The sequence below is a fragment of the Flavobacterium sp. GNP011 genome, from assembly GCF_056428925.1.
Genome location: NZ_JBWJVJ010000002.1, coordinates 19,435 through 38,847, shown reverse-complemented (window position 1 = coordinate 38,847; position 19,413 = coordinate 19,435). Strand labels below are relative to the sequence as shown.

The 19,413-nt window shown below is 34.1% G+C and carries 24 protein-coding genes; 13 read left to right on the top strand and 11 right to left on the bottom strand.

Annotation, left to right across the window (positions count from 1 at the left end; all coding sequences use genetic code 11):
* Nucleotide 1: 1 nt before the first annotated feature.
* Entirely contained in the window at nucleotides 2-397 is a 396-nt protein-coding gene (locus AC061E_RS02785; protein ID WP_144894004.1) for an ExbD/TolR family protein, read from the top strand.
* Between the two features lie 286 nt (nucleotides 398-683).
* On the opposite strand, the gene AC061E_RS02780 is transcribed toward AC061E_RS02785, so the two are convergent.
* The 5 genes from AC061E_RS02780 to AC061E_RS02760 all read right to left on the bottom strand — a co-directional run bounded on the left by AC061E_RS02780 (nucleotide 684) and on the right by AC061E_RS02760 (nucleotide 5,584).
* Nucleotides 684-1,325, bottom strand: coding sequence for a hypothetical protein (locus AC061E_RS02780; protein WP_478284902.1), 642 nt, complete (start codon nucleotides 1,323-1,325; stop codon nucleotides 684-686).
* A gap of 71 nt (nucleotides 1,326-1,396) precedes the next feature.
* Nucleotides 1,397-2,296, bottom strand: coding sequence for an energy transducer TonB (locus AC061E_RS02775; RefSeq protein ID WP_478284901.1), 900 nt, complete (start codon nucleotides 2,294-2,296; stop codon nucleotides 1,397-1,399).
* A gap of 175 nt (nucleotides 2,297-2,471) precedes the next feature.
* Nucleotides 2,472-3,698 carry a Glu/Leu/Phe/Val dehydrogenase dimerization domain-containing protein gene (locus AC061E_RS02770; RefSeq protein WP_478284900.1) on the bottom strand — a complete coding sequence of 409 codons (1,227 nt, stop codon included), beginning with the start codon at nucleotides 3,696-3,698 and terminating at the stop codon, nucleotides 2,472-2,474.
* An 88-nt stretch (nucleotides 3,699-3,786) separates the two neighbouring features.
* Nucleotides 3,787-4,371: a chalcone isomerase family protein gene (locus tag AC061E_RS02765; RefSeq protein ID WP_478284899.1), complete on the bottom strand. Its 585-nt coding sequence runs from the start codon at nucleotides 4,369-4,371 to the stop codon at nucleotides 3,787-3,789.
* Nucleotides 4,372-4,519: 148 nt separating this feature from the next.
* A complete protein-coding gene (locus tag AC061E_RS02760) occupies nucleotides 4,520-5,584 on the bottom strand; it encodes an anhydro-N-acetylmuramic acid kinase (protein WP_478284898.1) in 1,065 nt (354 codons plus the stop codon).
* 88 nt (nucleotides 5,585-5,672) lie between these two features.
* Between AC061E_RS02760 and AC061E_RS02755 the strand changes: the two genes are divergently transcribed.
* The 10 genes from AC061E_RS02755 to AC061E_RS02710 all read left to right on the top strand — a co-directional run bounded on the left by AC061E_RS02755 (nucleotide 5,673) and on the right by AC061E_RS02710 (nucleotide 13,021).
* Nucleotides 5,673-6,812, top strand: a complete 1,140-nt coding sequence (locus AC061E_RS02755) for an acyl-CoA dehydrogenase family protein (RefSeq protein WP_478284897.1) — start codon at nucleotides 5,673-5,675, stop codon at nucleotides 6,810-6,812.
* An 85-nt stretch (nucleotides 6,813-6,897) separates the two neighbouring features.
* Nucleotides 6,898-7,575, top strand: coding sequence for a Crp/Fnr family transcriptional regulator (locus AC061E_RS02750; RefSeq protein WP_478284896.1), 678 nt, complete (start codon nucleotides 6,898-6,900; stop codon nucleotides 7,573-7,575).
* A gap of 80 nt (nucleotides 7,576-7,655) precedes the next feature.
* Nucleotides 7,656-8,255: a peroxiredoxin-like family protein gene (locus AC061E_RS02745; RefSeq protein ID WP_478284895.1), complete on the top strand. Its 600-nt coding sequence runs from the start codon at nucleotides 7,656-7,658 to the stop codon at nucleotides 8,253-8,255.
* Between the two features lie 2 nt (nucleotides 8,256-8,257).
* Nucleotides 8,258-8,716 (top strand): YHS domain-containing (seleno)protein, encoded by a 459-nt coding sequence (locus AC061E_RS02740; protein WP_478284894.1) that lies wholly within the window; start codon nucleotides 8,258-8,260, stop codon nucleotides 8,714-8,716.
* 12 nt (nucleotides 8,717-8,728) lie between these two features.
* On the top strand, nucleotides 8,729-9,118 hold the full coding sequence (locus AC061E_RS02735) for a DoxX family protein (protein ID WP_478284893.1): 390 nt from the start codon (nucleotides 8,729-8,731) through the stop codon (nucleotides 9,116-9,118).
* Nucleotides 9,112-9,600 (top strand): DinB family protein, encoded by a 489-nt coding sequence (locus tag AC061E_RS02730; protein WP_478284892.1) that lies wholly within the window; start codon nucleotides 9,112-9,114, stop codon nucleotides 9,598-9,600. The genes AC061E_RS02735 and AC061E_RS02730 overlap by 7 nt, the downstream gene beginning before the upstream one ends.
* Nucleotides 9,588-10,298 carry an NRDE family protein gene (locus AC061E_RS02725; protein ID WP_478284891.1) on the top strand — a complete coding sequence of 237 codons (711 nt, stop codon included), beginning with the start codon at nucleotides 9,588-9,590 and terminating at the stop codon, nucleotides 10,296-10,298. Before AC061E_RS02730 ends, AC061E_RS02725 begins: the two co-directional genes overlap by 13 nt.
* A 10-nt stretch (nucleotides 10,299-10,308) precedes the next feature.
* Complete coding sequence (locus tag AC061E_RS02720) at nucleotides 10,309-11,343, top strand: ATP-grasp domain-containing protein (protein WP_478284890.1); 1,035 nt, start codon at nucleotides 10,309-10,311, stop codon at nucleotides 11,341-11,343.
* A gap of 4 nt (nucleotides 11,344-11,347) precedes the next feature.
* A complete protein-coding gene (locus AC061E_RS02715) occupies nucleotides 11,348-12,001 on the top strand; it encodes a hypothetical protein (RefSeq protein WP_478284889.1) in 654 nt (217 codons plus the stop codon).
* Between the two features lie 39 nt (nucleotides 12,002-12,040).
* Complete coding sequence (locus AC061E_RS02710) at nucleotides 12,041-13,021, top strand: M28 family peptidase (RefSeq protein WP_478284888.1); 981 nt, start codon at nucleotides 12,041-12,043, stop codon at nucleotides 13,019-13,021.
* On the opposite strand, the gene AC061E_RS02705 is transcribed toward AC061E_RS02710, so the two are convergent.
* A complete protein-coding gene (locus AC061E_RS02705; RefSeq protein WP_478284887.1) occupies nucleotides 13,014-13,586 on the bottom strand; it encodes a GNAT family N-acetyltransferase in 573 nt (190 codons plus the stop codon). The two genes, AC061E_RS02710 and AC061E_RS02705, sit on opposite strands and share 8 nt — an antisense overlap.
* A 129-nt stretch (nucleotides 13,587-13,715) precedes the next feature.
* Here AC061E_RS02705 and AC061E_RS02700 point away from each other — a divergent pair, with 129 nt between their 5' ends.
* Both AC061E_RS02700 and AC061E_RS02695 read left to right on the top strand, forming a co-directional pair.
* Nucleotides 13,716-14,393, top strand: a complete 678-nt coding sequence (locus AC061E_RS02700; protein ID WP_478284886.1) for an SDR family NAD(P)-dependent oxidoreductase — start codon at nucleotides 13,716-13,718, stop codon at nucleotides 14,391-14,393.
* Nucleotides 14,394-14,405: 12 nt separating this feature from the next.
* Nucleotides 14,406-15,005: a SprT-like domain-containing protein gene (locus AC061E_RS02695; RefSeq protein WP_478284885.1), complete on the top strand. Its 600-nt coding sequence runs from the start codon at nucleotides 14,406-14,408 to the stop codon at nucleotides 15,003-15,005.
* Nucleotides 15,006-15,009: 4 nt separating this feature from the next.
* On the opposite strand, the gene AC061E_RS02690 is transcribed toward AC061E_RS02695, so the two are convergent.
* The 5 genes from AC061E_RS02690 to AC061E_RS02670 all read right to left on the bottom strand — a co-directional run bounded on the left by AC061E_RS02690 (nucleotide 15,010) and on the right by AC061E_RS02670 (nucleotide 19,292).
* Nucleotides 15,010-15,771, bottom strand: coding sequence for an ABC transporter ATP-binding protein (locus tag AC061E_RS02690; RefSeq protein ID WP_478284884.1), 762 nt, complete (start codon nucleotides 15,769-15,771; stop codon nucleotides 15,010-15,012).
* Nucleotides 15,768-16,517, bottom strand: a complete 750-nt coding sequence (locus tag AC061E_RS02685) for an MlaE family ABC transporter permease (protein WP_478284883.1) — start codon at nucleotides 16,515-16,517, stop codon at nucleotides 15,768-15,770. The genes AC061E_RS02690 and AC061E_RS02685 overlap by 4 nt, the downstream gene beginning before the upstream one ends.
* Nucleotides 16,518-16,596: 79 nt before the next feature.
* Nucleotides 16,597-17,445: a glycosyltransferase family 2 protein gene (locus AC061E_RS02680; protein WP_478284882.1), complete on the bottom strand. Its 849-nt coding sequence runs from the start codon at nucleotides 17,443-17,445 to the stop codon at nucleotides 16,597-16,599.
* Nucleotides 17,446-17,471: 26 nt separating this feature from the next.
* Complete coding sequence (locus AC061E_RS02675; RefSeq protein WP_478284881.1) at nucleotides 17,472-17,999, bottom strand: methyltransferase; 528 nt, start codon at nucleotides 17,997-17,999, stop codon at nucleotides 17,472-17,474.
* A gap of 234 nt (nucleotides 18,000-18,233) precedes the next feature.
* Nucleotides 18,234-19,292 carry a 3-oxoacyl-ACP synthase III family protein gene (locus AC061E_RS02670; RefSeq protein WP_230154017.1) on the bottom strand — a complete coding sequence of 353 codons (1,059 nt, stop codon included), beginning with the start codon at nucleotides 19,290-19,292 and terminating at the stop codon, nucleotides 18,234-18,236.
* Nucleotides 19,293-19,413: the final 121 nt, after the last annotated feature.

Here is a 19,413-nt window from a genome sequence, read left to right as displayed (position 1 = left end):
CATGTCTATAAAAAGAAAAAGAAGATTCCATGCTGAGGTCGCAACTTCTTCGTTAAGCGACATCATGTTTTTTTTACTGCTTTTTTTCTTGATTATTTCAACACTTGCTAATCCAAATGTGATCAAGATGACCTTGCCAAAGGCACAATCAAATGAAAAAACAAACAAGCAATACATCAGTTTATCAGTCACTGAGGATAAAAAATTCTACATTGACAAAGAGCCTGTTTCATTTGAAGAACTCGAGACTACACTAATGTCAAAAATGGGTTCGGCAAAAGATCAAACCGTTATTGTTAGAATTCCATTTAACTTACAAGTACAAGATTTAGTCGATGTCTTGCAAATAGGAGTGAGAAACAATCTAAAATTTGTGATTGCTACCAGTCCTAAATAAATAAGATTATAAGTTTTTAAAGGTGTTGTTTTTGGGCGTGACCACAATAAATTAAAGGGGCTAATCAACTTTATAGTGATTAGCCCCTTTTTTTATTCCGGTCGGGCTATTCGCAGTACTTCGGTACTTGCTGCTATCCCTCACGCAAAATATAGCTCTAACGCTTTGCGATTGTTGCGAACTTCGGAACCGGATATTCCTAGCAATGTAATATTTCTTGCAAGAAAAAGATGTCCGGCTTGCAAAAAATAGGCAATTGTGCAAAACGCGTATTAACAGAAGTTTTTTAACTTATCCAAGTTCTAAACTTTTTTACAATTATCCATTTTCCGCTTACCTTTTTCAAGTAAATAGCTTTTCCGTATCCACAAAGAGTTCCGCAGTGATATCCTAATTCAACGTAAGCTTTTTGATTGTCGAGCGAAAAAATTGGAATAGTCATTTCATAAAAACGATAGTTTTCGCCTTTTTTTCGTTTTGCATTTTCTTTCTCAAAAGATGTTGAATTTATATTTTTTAAAATCGATTGGTCAACTATGAATTTTGAAGGTTTAGAGTTTTGTGCAATTAGATTAAACGAATCTTTTGTTGCGAAAAATATTTCATCGTTTATTCTTTCATTCAATAGTTCAGTTAAATAAATACGACCTGGCGCTGGAGGTAAAACTAATCCATTTCCCTGCTTTTCTGGAATATCGACGGGTAGTCTTTTCAAATCGTAGCAAAGAAAGTTAACGTAGTCATTTGATTTTAAAACTTTCAAACTATCTTGGATTATTATAACTTCAATAATTGAGTTAATATTTTTTATCTCATTTATACTTAATGGTTTTTCAATAAGTTCGCCATTCATTTGAAAATTTTCATTTTTCTTACTACAACTTAAAATAAAAAATGATGCGGTTAATATAATTATTGATTTTTTCATTTTTAACTTAAGTGTAATAAAATTTATGCTACCGTTTAAATTGTTGACGACTATCTTTTACAATTAAACTACTAATTCAAATTGAAGTTATAAACGATCTTGCCTACTTGTTTCTCAGGTGCATCACTGCTTGCGTCCCACTTGGTGTTCATAGCGGCAATTCTAGCTTGATCTAATAGGCATTTTGCCGTATTTGTAGTTCCTTTTACGCCAGCGAGAGCGCTCATTGTTCTACCGTTGCGGTCAACGGCTACTTCTACTACTACTTTGCCTTGTTCGTTGCACGTATATTTAGGAGCAGGCTTAGCAACCGCTTTTCTGTTTCCTAGGGAATAGCCAACGCCACCACCAGAACCACTTCCAGATCCGCCTCCACTTCCAGAACCATAGCCACTCCCAGTTCCTATACCAGTTCCAGTTCCGTTTCCTCCGCCTGTTCCTCCGCCAGAACCTCCGGATCCATAATATTCTCCAGAGTTTAAGCTACCGTTTGCTTTTCCTTTGTTTCCGGCTGTTTTGTCATCACCATCGCCTCCTTTGTTTGAACCTTTAAGAATACTAGATAATGCATCATTTGTAGTATTCGAAACTTTTGGTTTTACAACTACTGGTTTTGTTTCTTCTTTGACAACTACTGTAGGTTTCTTTGTTTTCTCTTTTGTAGGAATAACTACGCTTTCATCTGTACTGTTTTCTTGTGATAATATAGCTTCGTCAGGTGCAGTATTTACTGGAGTTTGCTTGGATTGGTTGGTTACTTCTAGCACTTCACTTTGATAATCAGCTCCAGACCCAAGATCACTATCTCCAAAATTGACTGTAACTCCGCCACCGCCACCACCGCCAGCAAGTTCATCTGCATTTGCAGGAGGCCAAAATCGGATAAAAAATAAAATCAACAACATTGTCGCATACAAAAGAGTAGTGATGATTAAAGATTTCTTTCGATTAGATGAAATGGTGGAACTCATTTTTGTTTTATTTGTAAAAGTGTATGATTAAAAACGTTGAAAAGTACTAAAAATTGTCAAGAGTAAAAAGCGAGTACTCAAATATAAATGGGAGCTTTTTTAAAGTAAAATGGGAATCAGTAGCTTTTATGACTACTAATTCCCATTTGTATAAGTGTAATTATGATAGCTTGTATTAAGTAAGCTGTTTTAGTGCAATTTCAAATGCAGTTGCGCTGATGTTAGTTTTGCTAGGATTGATTGCGTATGCTTTCTCGATAGCTTTTTTAATGATTTCAGAAGTATCTAAAAAGATAGCTTCGTCTGTCATTTGAACTTTCTTTTCCATAAAATAAGCAAATACACGTGCCATACCGCAATTAGAAATAAAGTCAGGAATTAAGCTCACTTTATGATCTACATCTTCCATAATTGGTCCAAAAAATATTTCTTTGTCAGCAAAAGGAACATTGGCACCACATGAAATTACTTCAAGACCATGAGAAATTAAACTATCAATTTGAGATTGAGTCACAAGTCTTGATGCTGCACATGGAGTGAATATTTCAGCCCCAATTGTCCAAATCTTTTGGTTGATTTCCTCAAAAGGAATCATGTTTTCGGCAACCAGTTTGTTTCCATCTTTGGCTAAAAACAAAGCTCTTATTTCTTCAAAAGAGAATCCTTCTTCATTAATCAATCCACCATCTCTGTCAATAATACCAATTACTTTGGCGCCCATTTCGGCTAAATAAAAAGCTGCTGCAGAACCCACGTTACCAAAACCTTGAATTATAGCTTTCTTTCCTTTTACATCTCCTCCATAAATTGCATAAAAGTTACGAACGGCTTCGGCTACACCGTAACCAGTAATCATATCAGCAACAGTATATTTTTTAGAAACATCTGGAGAGAACTTTGGGTTCTCTATTACTTTTACAACACCTTGGCGCAACTGACCTACCCTGTTGATCTTATCCGCTTCAGTAGGTTTGAAATGGCCGTTGAACACACCTTCTTGCGGATGCCAAACGCCACATTCCTCCGTAATAGGGATTACTTCGTGAATTTCGTCTACGTTCAAATCGCCACCTGTACCGTAATAACTTTTTAATAAAGGAGAAACCGCTTTGTACCAGCGTTGCAATACTCCTTTTTTTCTTGGGTCATTTGGGTCAAAGTTTATTCCAGATTTAGCCCCACCAATAGCAGGTCCAGAAACTGAAAATTTAACTTCCATTGTTTTGGCAAGAGATAGAACCTCATTTATGTCAAGTCCTTTTCTCATTCTTGTTCCTCCACCTGCAGCTCCTCCGCGAAGAGAGTTTATTACAGTCCAGCCCTCGGCTTCGGTCTCAGAATCTTTCCAGTTAAAAACAATCTCAGGCTCTTTATTTTCAAATTTCTTTAATAAATCTTTCATTTTTTGCAATATGTTTATTTTTGCAAATATAAAAAAAGCAATTTTGCTAATTGTTTATTCTTCAAAAAAAAAGAACAAAGATTTTAAGTTATTCTTTTCCCAACAAATCTTCTTTCAATCCTTTATCAACTGGGTTTTCAGAAAGCCAGATACCGTAGAAAGCTTTTTTGAATTCTATTCCTTTGATTTTACCTCTGTAGATTTTGTTTTTTGTAATCCATAATGACTCGTCTTGTGGATTAAAAGTTAACTCAAAAATATCTCCTATTTTAGTTTCTTCGGTGCTTAATAAATCTTCAAGATCTTTAAGTTCTTTTGCAAATTTGAGAATGCCTGATTCACCAACAGATTTTTCCATACCTTTAGCTAGTGCTTTAGATAGTTTTTTTGAAGTAATTAATCCAGATGTAATGTGCAGCGAAACAGCCATTTCATTTCCACTTTCAAGAATTTTATTGGCGTCTTGGCTAAACTTAGTCAAGTACAAGGCTTGAATGTATAAATCTGTAAAAAATTTAGAGCGTTGTCCCACTCCATTCAGAGAAAGAGTTACTCCTTTAAATTCAATTGTTCTTGGAATATCAACTCCATTTACGGTGAAATTTTTTTGTGCGTTAGCAGTATTGAAATGTAAGGCACTCATTAAAGCGAATACAAAAAGTATTTTTTTCATAATGTGGTATTTAATTAAAAAATTTGGGTTTAAAATAATCGGCAAATATAGGTCAAAAAAATCATTATAATAATATTGAGCCAAAAAACTCGATTAAGAATTATTATCTCTGTTTTAATTTGTAATAAAAATAATGAAAAATATTTAATTATTCATAAATTTTTCCAGAACTATGATCCATTTTGGCTCCAGTAACACTTTTTAATATGTTAATTTTATTTTCAAGACGTAATATCCCAAGTATTCCAAAGATTAATGCCTCTTTAAATTCAATAATTTTGGGTGAAGGAATTATAATTCTAGAAAATGGCAATTCTTTTTGTATAGATTCAATTAAAAAATCATGGTATGCTCCGCCACCTGTAATAAATAATGTTCTATTTTTTTGTGGTAACGCATTTGCTATTTGTATAGCAATATGATGTGTAAAGGTGTGTAATTTGTCTTTAATTGGAATTTCATATTGGTCTATTAAGGGAATAATTATTTCTTTGACAAATTCAAAACCGAGTGATTTGGGGTATTTTTTTTGGTAAAACTCTAATGTGTTTAATTCTTGTAATAAGGTAGAATGGCATGTGCCTTTTTTTGCAATAGCACCTTTGTCATCATAAGCCAATCCTAGTGAATTAGAATAGTGATTTAATACCGTATTTACAGGGCAAATATCAAAAGCTATCCGTTCTTGATTTTCTTCAAACGATAGGTTTGAAAATCCACCTAAATTGATGCAATAGTCATATTCGCTAAATAAAATGCGGTCTCCAATGGGTACAAGTGGTGCGCCCTGACCTCCAAGTGCAACGTCTTGAACTCTAAAATCACAAACAACTTTTTGATTTATTATGGTTGCTAGTTTTGGTAAGTTGCCTATTTGCAATGTAATTCCATGATGTGGCTGGTGTAATATTGTATGGCCATGAGAACAAACGGCATCAATACCACTTATGTTATTGGTATTAAGGAATTCAAATATTACTTCTCCTAAAAGTTGTGTATATTGTTCATCTAATGCAAGTAGATTTTCTTTACAAAACGTTACAGCACTTTTTAATTTGTTTAACCAATCTAGTGAATATGAAACAGTTTGAGTTTCTAAAATTTTAAATTCCCAGATATTGTTTTTTGTAGTAAAAACAACATGTGCCAAATCTATGCCATCAAGCGATGTGCCTGACATGACGCCTATAATATTGTATTTTTCTTTAAACATTGGCTAAAATTGCGAAATCGTTTGAAATCTGATATTTAATAATTACTTTTGGGGGCAAATTTAAGAACAATTAATTTACAATAAAAATATGGATTTTAATCTAACCGAAGAGCATTTAATGATTCAGCAAGCTGCTAGAGATTTTGCAGTTGCAGAATTATTACCAGGAGTGATTGAGCGTGATGAACATTCAAAATTTCCTACTGAGCAAGTGAAGATGATGGCCGAATTGGGTTTCATGGGAATGATGGTTGATCCTAAGTACGGTGGGTCAGGTTTAGATAGCATTTCATATGTATTGGCAATGACTGAAATAGCAAAGGTTGATGCGTCTGCAGCTGTAATTATGTCTGTAAACAATTCATTAGTTTGTGCAGGTATGGAGAAATATTGTTCAGAAGAACAAAAAATGAAATACCTTGTGCCTCTTGCTAAAGGTGAGGTAATTGGTGCATTTTGTTTGTCTGAGCCAGAAGCAGGAAGTGATGCTACTTCTCAAAAAACAACTGCAATTGATAAAGGAGATCATTATTTGTTGAACGGTACGAAAAACTGGATTACAAATGGAGGTACTGCCTCTACATATCTAGTAATTGCGCAAACGGATATTGAAAAAGGACATAAGGGTATTAATGCTTTTATTGTTGAAAAAGGTTGGGCAGGGTTTGACATTGGACCAAAAGAAAAGAAAATGGGAATTCGTGGTAGTGATACACACTCCTTAATGTTTACAGATGTAAAGGTTCCTAAAGAAAATAGAATAGGTGAGGATGGATTTGGGTTTGCTTTTGCCATGAACGTATTAAATGGAGGTAGAATAGGGATTGCATCTCAAGCACTTGGTATTGCTACAGGGGCTTACGAAATAGCATTAAAATATTCTAAAGAAAGAAAAGCCTTTGGTAAAGAGATTTTTAATCATCAAGCTATTGCCTTTAAATTAGCTGATATGTACGTAAAAGTTACTGCTGCTAAATTATTAGTAATGAAAGCTGCTTGTGAAAAAGACGAAGGTAAAGATATTGCACACTCTGGTGCAATGGCAAAATTATATGCTTCGGAAATTGCTCTTGAAGTTGCTAATGAAGCAGTTCAAATTCACGGAGGAAATGGTTACGTTGCTGAATATCATGTAGAACGTATGATGCGTGATTCTAAGATTACACAAATATACGAAGGAACTTCGGAGATCCAACGAATCGTGATTTCAAGAGGATTAGTTTCCTAATTGTGATAAAAATTTAGAATAAACCCTTTTCAATTTCGGTTGGAAAGGGTTTTGTTTTTTTAATATATTTACCAAAAGAACTAGGATGTACGAAGATTTAAAATATTGGTATTTGCGTGATCATAAGTTGTTTAGGACGCTAAGTTTTGGCCAAATTAGGCAACTGTGTATTGTAACTGGATTTAAAAAAGCGCAAAAGGGTGAGATAATCTATTTCTCATCCTCTGATTTACCACGAATTTTTTTGCTCAAGAAAGGGAATATTAAAATTGTGGCTGTCGATGAGAAAGGAAATGAGACTATAAAGGATATCATTCAAAAAGGAGATTTGTTTGGAGAATTAACCTTGGAAGCTGATGAAAGGTCCAATGAATATGCCAAAGTACTTTCTGATGATGTAGCAATTTGTAGTTTTTTGCTTTCGGATTTTGAGGACTTATTACTCCGAAATCCTAGTTTAGCGTTGTCATATACCAAGTTTGTTGGGTTGAAAATGAAGCGCATTAAAAACAGTTATTCCAATTTAATTTCAAAAGATGCAAAAGCTCGAATGTTTCAGTTTTTGAAGGACTGGGCAGAGAAGGAGGGTAAAAGAACCAATAACAGTGTCGTCATTGAAAATTACCTAACACAAAATGATATTGCGCAAATCATCTGTACTTCTAGGCAAACAGCGACACAATTGCTGAATGAAATGGAAAATAATGGCAGTATCCGTTATGGAAGGAAGGAAATCGTAATTCCAGATATTACTCTATTTTAGTTTATTTGTGGAAATTGTAATATAGCCGACAAATTCATCGCTAAGGCCACGGTACATTTACACCATTAAAATGTATCACTATGAAAAAATGTATCTATTTGGCACTGCTTTTATTCGGTTTATCTGTTCAAAGTCAGAATGATTTACCAAAAGTAGCCACCGATGTTGCTCCACTATTGATTGGAGAAAAAATACCAAGTTTAAGTTTGAAATCAGTTACCAAGACAGATGTTGTTTTGACTGAAGTATTTGCCAAGAAAAAAACAATATTGGTTTTTTATCGAGGAGGTTGGTGTCCTTATTGTAACGCGCACTTAGCCGCACTCGGAGAAATCGAAAAAGAATTGCTTGGTTTGGGTTATCAAATTGTAGCCATTAGTCCAGATGCGCCGGAAAGCTTGAAGGCAACCGAAGAAAAAAAGAAACTAAATTACTTGCTTTTATCTGATAGTTCAGGTGCTTTGTCAAGATCAGTTGGGATTGCATTTCAAGCTCCAGAAAATTATATATCAACGATTTCTAAAGGTTCTAATGGTGGAAATACGGTGTTTTTACCTGTTCCATCAGTATTTATCGTGAATCAAGATGCTGAGATTGAATTTGAGTACATTACACCTAATTTCAAAAACAGAATTTCAAATCAATTGTTGCTTGCTGCTGCAAAATCCTTAAAAAATTGATCATGAAAAAACTACTATTTACTCTAATCGTTTTATGCAGTATTACTGTTTTTTCGCAAAAGCAAAATAAACGACTCTCTCATTTTAATTTAGAGAAAAATCTAGCAATTCAAGGCTATGATCCCGTAGCATATTTTAAGCAAGGAAAGGCAACAAAGGGAACCAGGACAATTAGCGCAAGTTACGAAGGGGTGGTTTATTATTTTTCGAATTCGGTAAACAAGGAAGCTTTTATAAATAACCCATCTAAATATGAGCCGCAATATGGCGGATGGTGCGCTTATGCTATGGGAGAATCGAATGATCGAGTTGCTATAAATCCAGAAACGTTCAAAATCTCTAATGGAAAGTTGTACTTGTTTTACAATGCGTTTTTTAATAACACGCTAAAAAGCTGGAATAAAGCAGAATTGAAATTAATGCAAAATGCAGATGCTAACTGGATTAAAATGTACAAATAAAAAAGTGTAATCATGAAAACAGCTATTTTTTGTTGGGTTTTGCGTTTAACAGTTGCTGTTATTTTGTTGCAAACCTTGTTTTTTAAATTCACAGCAAGTGAAGAATCTGTATATATTTTTGCTGCGTTAGGAATGGAGCCTTATGGTAGAATAGGTATTGGACTTCTCGAGCTAGTCGTAGTGGTACTTATAGTGATTCCAAGGAGCACATGGATAGGCGCTTTGTTGGGATGTGGTGTAATGGCAGGTGCAATTTTAGGTCATATACTAGTTCTGGGATTAGAAGTAAAAAATGATGGTGGAGTACTTTTTATTTTGGCAGTAATTGCCTTTCTTTGTTGTGGTACTCTATTTGTATTGAAAAGAAATAATTTAATGAATTGGTTAAATAAAATATGCTAATACCTTCTATACATTATAGTTTAAACGAACTGATAGATTTGCTAGGTCAATTGTCACAAAAAGAATATTCGAATTCTTGTACAGAATTAAGCAATGCTACTATTGGCGAACATACGAGACATATTATTGAAATGTTTCAATGTCTTGAAAATCAATATGATTTAGGAGTTGTAAACTATGATAAAAGAGAGCGTAACACCCTTATTCAAACGGATACCACTTTTGCAATAGAAAATATTAGGGCTGTTCAGAAAAATTTGGAGAAGGAAAATAAAAACATAACCTTATTGCAAATTATTGACGGCGAAGAAATCCGAATCGAAAGCAACTATAATAGAGAATTGCTGTATAATTTAGAGCATTGCATTCACCACCAGGCACTGATAAAAGTTGCGATATTACAATGTGAAACCGTTACGATTGATCCAAATTTTGGTGTTGCAAGATCAACTATAGAATATAGAAATCAATGTGTACAGTAAGTTTTGTAGCAACAAGTGATAGTGTTATCATTACTTCGAACCGAGACGAAAAAACAATAAGGCCTAGCGCCATTCCTCCAAAAAGTTATACTATAAATGGACAAAATCTTATTTTTCCAAAAGATCCAAAAGCAGGAGGAACTTGGTTTGTGACCAAAGCTGATGGAACTATTTTGGTTTTGCTTAATGGTGCCGCAGAAAAACATGAGGTCCAATTATCATATCGAAAAAGTCGTGGCTTGATTGTTTTAGAAATGATTAGTAGCGCGTCGCCAAAAGATTTTTGGGTGGAGATTGCTTTAGAGGCAATAGAACCATTTACGTTAGTGTTATTTCAAAATCAGGAGCTTTTTCAATTACGTTGGGATGGACAAAATAAGCAAACTTTAGCTTTAGATACCAATAAAAATCACATTTGGTCTTCATCTACTTTGTATCCAGCTTTGGTGAGGGAACAGCGAGCAAATTGGTTTCATACCTTTATGAGCGAAACCGATGTTGTTTCAAAAGAAAATTTGTTTGATTTTCATCGGAATACGCAGGAAGGAAATGAGGAAAACGGTTTAGTAATCAATCGAAATAATGAGATGAAAACCTTAAGTATTACTCAGGCTGTAGTACATCAAAATAAAGTTAGTATCTTACATTATGATTTGGTAGAGCAACTCGATTTTTCAACCTCATTTATCACCGTCTAAATACTACATTTTGAAATTATTTTTTCATAAAATTACCCATTGGGAATATTGGCCTTTTCAGATTGTTTATATCCCCATTTATTTTTTATGGTCTTACTATTCAATCAAGGCAAAATCTATTTTTTTCTTTAATGCTTCTAATCCCACTATTAAAAATGGAGGTTTTATGATGGAGTCTAAGAAAGAAATTTATGACTTGATACCACAACAGTATTATCCAAAAACGGAATTAATAAAAGAAGGAACAAGGGTAGAAAATGTTATAAAAGCAGTTGAAAGCGCAGCAATTAAGTATCCGTTTATTGCAAAACCAGATATTGGACTGCGAGGATCTGGAGTCAAAAAAATTAACACGGTTCAGGATTTAGAAGAATATGCTGAAAAAGCAAATTTCAATTACTTGATTCAAGATTTAATACCTTTCCCAAAAGAGGTTGGTGTTTTTTATGTGCGTTATCCCAATGAAAAATCAGGAAGAATTACCGGAATAGTATCTAAAGAATTCTTGATTATTACTGGAGATGGTTTTTCAACCGTTCAAGAGTTAATCAAGCAGAATCCGCGCTATGAACTTCAATTGAATGTCTTGAAAAAAGAGTATGGTAAAAAATTATTCGAAATTTTACCAAAAGGCGAGAAGTTAAATTTAGTTCCCTACGGCAATCATGCTCGCGGTGCAAAATTTGTAGATGGCAGTCATTGGATAACTCCAAAATTGACCCAAACGATTAATGAAATGTGCTTGCAAATTCCCGGTTTTTATTTTGGTAGACTGGATGTCATGTACAATACGATCGAAGAGTTAGAACAAGGAATTAATTTTGCAGTGGTAGAGTTAAATGGAGCTGGGAGTGAGCCAACTCATATTTATGACCCTAAGCATTCTTTGTTTTTTGCTTGGAAAGAATTAGCGCGTCACATTACGTATATGTATGAAATAAGTGTGGCAAACCATAAAAATGGCTTTCCTTATTTAGAACATAAAGAGGGAATGAAGGAATATAGAATGCACCTAGAACAAAGTGAAAAAATTGTAAATTTCTAATGCCATGAGAGCCATAAAAAATATTTTTGTTGGTTTTTTGGTAAGCTTTATTGGTTCAATTCCATTAGGTTATTTAAACTTGATTGGTTTTGAAATCTATTCGAAACTTGGAATAAGTAGTCTGATTTTATTTTTGTTTGGCGTTCTAATAGTAGAAATGTTTGTTATATATTTCACGTTACTTTTCGCAAAACAACTTGTCTCCAATAAAAAATTAATGAAAGTTATTGATTTTTTTGCCATTTTTTTTCTCTTAATTCTTGCCTGTACTTTTTATGTAAGTGGCAATAAAACACTAAATGATCCATCAGTTTTAGAAAAATATGCTGCTTTTTCTCCTTTTTTAATTGGCCTCGGATTGAGTGCAATAAATTTTGTTCAAGTTCCATTTTGGACAGGATGGAACCTCTATTTAATGAATGGGAATTATATTACGGTTGCAAAAAGGTTGAAACTGTATTATATTGCAGGAACTTTGGCTGGGACATTTGCAGGAATGCTTACTTTGATACTGCTTTTAAGTCTTTTGGCGCAACGCACAACAAGTTTTTCAACGTTTGTAGTACCGGTACTTTTTCCTTTATTTTTTGTTGTCTTGGCGCTTTTTCAAATCGTAAAAGTCTACAAAAAGTATGTTTCAAAAAAAATGCCATTGTAAAAATTTCTAAATTTCGCTAATAACTAAACCACAATATCTATGAAAAATATTTTTTTATCTCTTCCTAAAATTTTTCTTGTATGCTTTTCAACCGCAACAGTCTTTGCTCAAACTAATGGTGCTTTGCCGCTTAAAAGTATCGAAGCGGTGTATCAAGTAAATGAAAAAGAAGTAGCTGCTACATTGCAATTTTTAGCATCAGATGCATTAGAAGGTCGAGAAACAGGACAGCCCGGCATAGTGAAAGCTGCAGATTATTTAGAACAATTTTTTAAGGATAATAATGTAAAGCCTTACTTTAAAACCTATAAAGATACCTTGACTACGTTCGAGGTAACAGCGTTTAATGTTGTGGGTTTTGTTGAAGGAAATGACCCTCTATTAAAGAAAGAGTTTATTATAATAAGTGCTCACTATGACCACATAGGTATTGATAAAAAAGGTGTAAACGGTGATTTTATTAACAATGGCGCCAATGATGATGCATCAGGCACCACTGCTGTTGCTGAAATGGCAAAATATTTTAGCATAACAAAAAATAACAAGCGTAGTATTCTATTTGTCTTTTTTGCCGGAGAGGAAAAAGGTTTGTTAGGATCTAAGCATTTGGCAAAAAAACTAAAAGAACAAAATTTCAACTTGTACACTCAATTTAATATCGAAATGATTGGCGTTCCTATGAAAAGAGATTATTTGGCCTACATTACTGGTTTTGATAAGTCTAATATGGCGGCTAAAATAAACGAGTATACGGGAAAGCAAACCATTGGTTTTTTGCCAAAAGAAGCTGAATACGAATTGTTTTACAGATCAGATAATTTTTCTTTTTATGATGTTTTTAAAGTGCCATGTCAATCTATAAGTACATTTGATTTCGAAAATTTTGAATTCTATCACCATGTTTCAGATGATTTCAAAGCAATGGATGTTCCTCATATGACCTCGTTTATTCAGGAGTTATTACCTGCTGTGACACAAATGGCAAATACTGGATCTCATGAAATCATCATGCTCAAATAGTTAAGGCTTGATTCATATCATACGCTAAAATATAATAATCATTGTTGTTGAATTGAAATTCGCTAATGATTGTCCAATTCAGTTTTTGTGTATGTGCTTTCGTAGATGGAATGTTTATTTTGTTTATAAAAGTTAAGGTCAATGGATATTTTTGCGACATGTGTACGCGCATGAATTCAAATAGAGGGAATATTAGTCCTTTTCCCCGGTAATCCTGATGAATTGAAATTGGACCATATTGAAAACTATTGGTTAGGGTAAAAGTATGATCTAAAAACTGTAATTCTGGAAGGAGTGAACTCATGTATTCAAAAATGGGCCATTGTTGGTAAAAACCCCAACTTCCAGCAAAAATGTAAGCAATAATTTTGTCACGGTCTTTAGCGATAAATAGTTCTTGTTTTTCAATAACTTTATTTAACTGTGAAACTGTAAAAGGAGTAGTAACAAATCCAGCAGCTTTTTCAGTTTCAGTTAAGTTTGCAACGAGGTATAATTTTTGTAAGGCCAGTACTCCGTCAATGTCACTTATTTGGGCTATTTCAAAAGATATATTTTGTGTCATGATTTGAGAATTCAAAGTTTTATTTTTTGATTTAAATATTTACGTAATAATACGAATTTTAATTTTTATGGTGACAACAATCTCTAGGTAAAGCAGTACTTTTTTGCTGTTTTTGCTTATTTTTGTCCTATGAAAAATATCATTATTACTGGAACTAGTAGAGGAATTGGATTTGAATTGGCCTTGCAGTTTGCAACCGCGGGACATCAAGTCCTTGCAATTTCTAGAAACATTCCGCAAGCATTACTAGCACACCAAAATATTACGTGTCTCTCAGTTGATTTGTCTGTTGAATCTGAATTAAATAAAGTCAAAGAATTTCTTGACCAATCTTGGAAACAGGTCGATGCTGTGATTCATAACGCAGGAAGTTTATTACTGAAGCCTTTTGTTGAAACCACTCAAGAAGATTTTGAAAATATTTACAAAGTCAATGTTTTTGGAGTTGCTAATTTAACCCGAATTTGTTTGCCGTACTTGCAAAAAGGGAGTCATGTTGTGACCATAAGTTCTATGGGAGGCATTCAAGGAAGCTTAAAATTTGCTGGCTTAGCCGCATATAGTTCGAGTAAAGGAGCTGTTATCACTTTGTCAGAATTATTAGCTGAGGAGTATAAAGAGCAAGGAATAGCATTTAATGTTCTTGCGCTTGGTTCTGTTCAAACTGAGATGCTGGAAGAAGCTTTTCCAGGATATCAAGCACCTATTCAAGCAAATGAAATGGCAAATTATATTTTTGATTTTACTTTAAATGGCAATAAGTATTTTAACGGTAAGGTGCTGCAAGTTTCTTCTACAAATCCATAATTCTAAATTATTTTGATCGAAACGCTTGCTAAATTTCTGCCTGATCACGCTGTCAAACCTGCATTTGAATTGATTGTGACACATGGTGTTCATCTAAAAATTGTGAATGAACGCGCTACACGTCATGGCGATTACAGGAAAGGGCTAAGTGGAAAACATGAAATAACAGTTAATGGGAGTTTAAATAAATACAGGTTCCTTATGACTCTTATTCATGAAATTGCTCATCTGGTCGCTTTTGAGAAATATGGTCGCACTATTAAGCCTCATGGTCAAGAATGGAAACATACTTTTCAGCAATTGATGGTGCCTTATATTCGGCCAGAGATTTATCCCAATCATTTATTGCCCTTGTTAGCAAGACATTTTAGAAATCCAAGCGCTACAAGTGATACCGATACTACTTTGGCATTAGCCTTGAAACAGTACGACAATCAAAACGATAAAAATTATGTTTTTGAAATTCCGTATGGAAGTGTTTTTCGAATCAAAAATGGAAAAATATTCAAGAAAATAGCTGTAAGAACAAAGCGTTTTGAATGTCTCGAAATAAGTTCTGGTAAACTCTATCTTTTTAATCCAAATGCTGAGGTCGAAGTGATACAATCCTAATTGTTTATTCTTTCAAGTAGGCCTCTCTCACTTTTTTGAACAAGTTTGAGGAGTATACAAACGCAACTACAGCTTCATTATCGGTTCTGAAAATTTCTTCTTTGGTACCTTCCCAAGCTTTTAAACCATCTTTTAAGAACAAAATTTTCTCACCAATTTCCATTACTGAATTCATGTCGTGCGTGTTTATTACAGTAGTGATGTTGTACTCTTCGGTGATTTCTTTGATGAGGTTGTCAATCAAAATTGCCGTATTTGGATCTAATCCTGAGTTAGGTTCGTCACAAAACAAGTATTTAGGATTGTTTACAATGGCACGAGCTATGGCAACACGTTTTTGCATTCCACCAGATATTTCAGATGGCAGTTTGTTATGAGCTTTAACCAATGCAACTCTGTCCAAAACAAAATCAACACGCTCTTTTATTTTGGTATTATTATCTTTCGTAAACATTCGTAGTGGAAATGCAACATTTTCTGCTACGGTCATAGAATCAAAAAGGGCGCTTCCTTGAAAAACCATTCCAATTTCTGTACGTAATTCTCTTTTTTCATCTGCTTCGAGTTCAGAATACACGCGACCATCAAAACAAATTTGTCCTGACTCTGGGGTGTGTATACCCAAAAGACTTTTTAGCAAAACAGTTTTTCCGGATCCACTTTGTCCTATAATTAGGTTTGTTTTTCCTGTTTCAAAAACAGTCGATATTCCTTTTAGAATTTTATTTCCGTTAAATGATTTTTCTACGTTTTTTACTTCTATCATGACCCTAATAACAATTGTGTTAATATATAATTGATAAGTATGATACAAACGGATGTCCATACAAATGACACTGTACTCGCTTTTCCAACCTCTAGCGCTCCGCCTTTCATGTAATAGCCGTGAAAAGAAGGAATAGTTGCTAGTAACATGGCGAATATTAAAGTCTTGATAAAAGCATAAGCAATGTGAAAAGGAATAAATTCCATTTGTGTACCAGAAATGAACTCGCTACTTGATATAAATCCTCCATAAACTCCGGCTGTCCAACCACCTAAAATCCCTAAAAACATTGCTATGCCAATTAAAAAAGGATACAATAACAGCGCTATAATTTTAGGAAAAACAAGGTAATTTAATGAGTTTACACCCATTACCTCCAGCGCATCAATTTGTTCTGTAACCCGCATTGTTCCTATACTTGATGTGATAAAGGAACCCATTTTTCCAGCCATAATAACGGATATGAAGGTAGGAGCAAACTCTAATATAACGGACTGTCTTGTGGCAAAGCCAATAAGATATTTTGGAATTAATGGGTTTGTAAGGTTTAATGCAGTTTGAATGGCCACTACACCTCCCACAAAAAAGGAAATAAAAGCAACAATCCCAAGTGAGTCAATGACTAAGTCATCAATTTCTTTAAAAATTAACTTTTTCATCACAGACCATTTGGTTTGTTTGTTGAAAATTTCTTTAAGCATTAGGAAATACCTTCCTATTTGCGTTATATATCGAATGAGCATCATAAGTTTACGAATATGGGCTAAATTACAAAATTGTAAGCATTTTGTGTGTCAAGTGAATCATTAGTTTCCGGCTGTAAAACTAAAACAGTTTTTCTTTCATTTTTTTCAATCGGTAATTGCGAATGAATTTTGCTTGCTCTGTAGTAACTAACAAGAGAGTTTTTGAGCTTTTTGCTTTCCAGAAACCGTTCATGTAATCTATAAATAGAAGTGGTTTTTTTTTCATTACTGCTAATTTTGCCGAAGCTATCGCTGTGATGAAAAAGCCATAACCAAGTGTATAAAAAGCTTCGCCTTGTTTGTAACGTGCTTTTTGATTGTAGTTGGCGCCAGTTGGTTTTAAATGTTTTACCTGCAAACTTGCATCGGTTACGACTTTCCAATTATAAAATTTGCATAACAATTCATCTACGGTATCCCAACCCATAGCTGGTTTTAGTCCGCCAATTTGTTGAAACGTTTCTTTCCTGTAGGCTTTTAATGCGCCACGAATATGATCTTTGTCTGTTAAGTTTTCAAGTATCCATTCACCGTTTTTTTCGATGTAGCAAAATCCACCTGCCATTCCAATTCTTTCATCGGACTGGAAATGTTTTATAATGGTTTCGAAATAATTAGCAGGAAATATTAGGTCTGCATCGATTTTTACAATTAAATCATAGTTTTCATCTAAAGTGTTAAATCCTGTTTGAAAGGCTTGAATCACTTTACTTCCGGGTAAATGAACAGCATCTGAAGTCTTGTTAACCAATGAAATAAAAGGATATTTGCTGATAAATGAATTGACAACAGCAGCTGTATTATCAGTAGAATTATCATTTACCACGACAATTTTCGTTGGTAAAACAGTTTGCTCCACTAATGATTGAAGTGTCAAAGAAATCAATGCTTCTTCGTTATGTGAAGGAATTACGATATAATATCTCATTAGAAAAATCTGTTTTCTTTATTCTATTATTTATTTTCTCTAACAGCGCAAACCATATAATATCTAGGTGTGAAATAGCGTAATAAAGGTCTAAAACCAATTTTTTTTACTGGATGTGTAAATTTTTCTCGAGCGGTGATTTTCCAACCTGTTTTTTCTAATAACCAATCTAATTGCCAATCTTCAAATTCATGGTAATGCCTGTCCCACATATCGGTTTTACTGCGGTACGCTGGTGAAAACCAAAGACGCAACGGAATAGAAATAACTAATTTATAGCAGTTTACATTTTCTAAAACAGTATATGGATTTAATAAATGCTCGAATATTTCGAAGGCAGTAAAAACAGAATAAGTTTCGGTTTGCAATGCCGTTTGGTCGTTATCTAAATCTTCTCCTTTGGTGTTTTTTACTTGGTATCCATTTTCTTCCATGATTTTAGAAAACGGATTAGGTACTCCTAAATCAAAGATGGTTTCTGAGGTGGTAACGTGTTGTTTTAAAAATTCTAAGGTATGTTTGAATCTTTTATTAGGAAATGTTTTTTCGTACATGTTTTTTTGATTTTGCCACTGAGGCACGCAGGTACAAATATAGTAATAAATGTGTTTTGGGCACTGTTTTTTAGCCCGGATGGCAACGAAAATCCCGCACGTATAAAATGTAGTTTTTCAAGGGGCAAAAAGCGACTAACAGAAGCTTTATTGCCCCTTAGAAAAACAAGTTTTATAAGGAGGAATTGCAGTGTACAGCCGGATTAGCTTCATGTACTCATGCAATTGTTGTAGTTAATATCTATAAATAAAGGCATTGATGTTCATTCCTGCACCTACAGAGGCAAAGAGAAGGATGTCACCTTTTTGAATGGATTGATTTTCTATTTGACCACGAATTAGTAAGTCAAAAAGAGTCGGTACGGTTGCAACGCTACTGTTTCCTAATTCATGGATGCTCATGGGCATGATGTCCTTAGGTACTGTTTTGTCAAATAATTTATAGAATCGCTGAATAATGGCTTCGTCCATTTTTTCATTGGCTTGGTGAATCAAGATTTTTTTCACGTCGTCAATGCCTATTCCACTGGCATCAAGACAGTTTTTCATAGCCAAGGGAACATTGTTTAACGCAAATTCATAGATTTTGCGACCGTACATTTTGATATAGCGTGTATCTGGATCTAAATCAAGATTGTATGATTTGCCAAAAAACAAATAGTGCGACTCGTCAATGGAGTATGTGGCACTTTCATAGGCTAACATTCCAGTTTCATCATCCGAAGCTTCAATAATGGCAGCACCAGCTCCGTCTGAATAGATCATGGAGTCTCTATCATGAACGTCAACAACCCTTGAAAGTGTTTCGGAACCTACTACTAAACATCGTTTTGCCATTCCAGATTTGATGAATGCATTCGCTTGTAAAACGCCTTCAATCCAGCCTGGGCATCCAAAAAGGATGTCGTAAGCAACACATTTTGGATTCTTTATTTGTAGTTTATTTTTCACACGTGTAGCTAAGCTAGGTAGCATATCCGATTGGTTTGTGCCATATTTCACATCACCAAAGTTGTGTGCAAAAATAATATAATCAATGGTTTCTGGATCGATCGATGCATTTGCTATTGCTTTTTCGCAAGCAAAAAAGGCTAAGTCTGATGAATTGAGATGATCTTCGGCATAGCGTCTGTGTTCTATTCCGGTAATGCCTTTAAATTTTTTAATAACAACTTGGTTAGGATAGCCAAAAGGAGTTCCATCTTCATTCAAAAATACATGTTCGCCAAAGTCAGTATTGCTTACTTTTTTCTCAGGAATATAGCTTCCTATTCCAGCTATTTTTATTTTCATTGTGTTAATTTTCCAAATTTGAGGCTAATTTAATCAATATTAATTTAGAACACTCACAAAATTTACTATGCGTGCATATAATTATGAAATAATAGATAATTGGCAAAAAAACTGATAATTC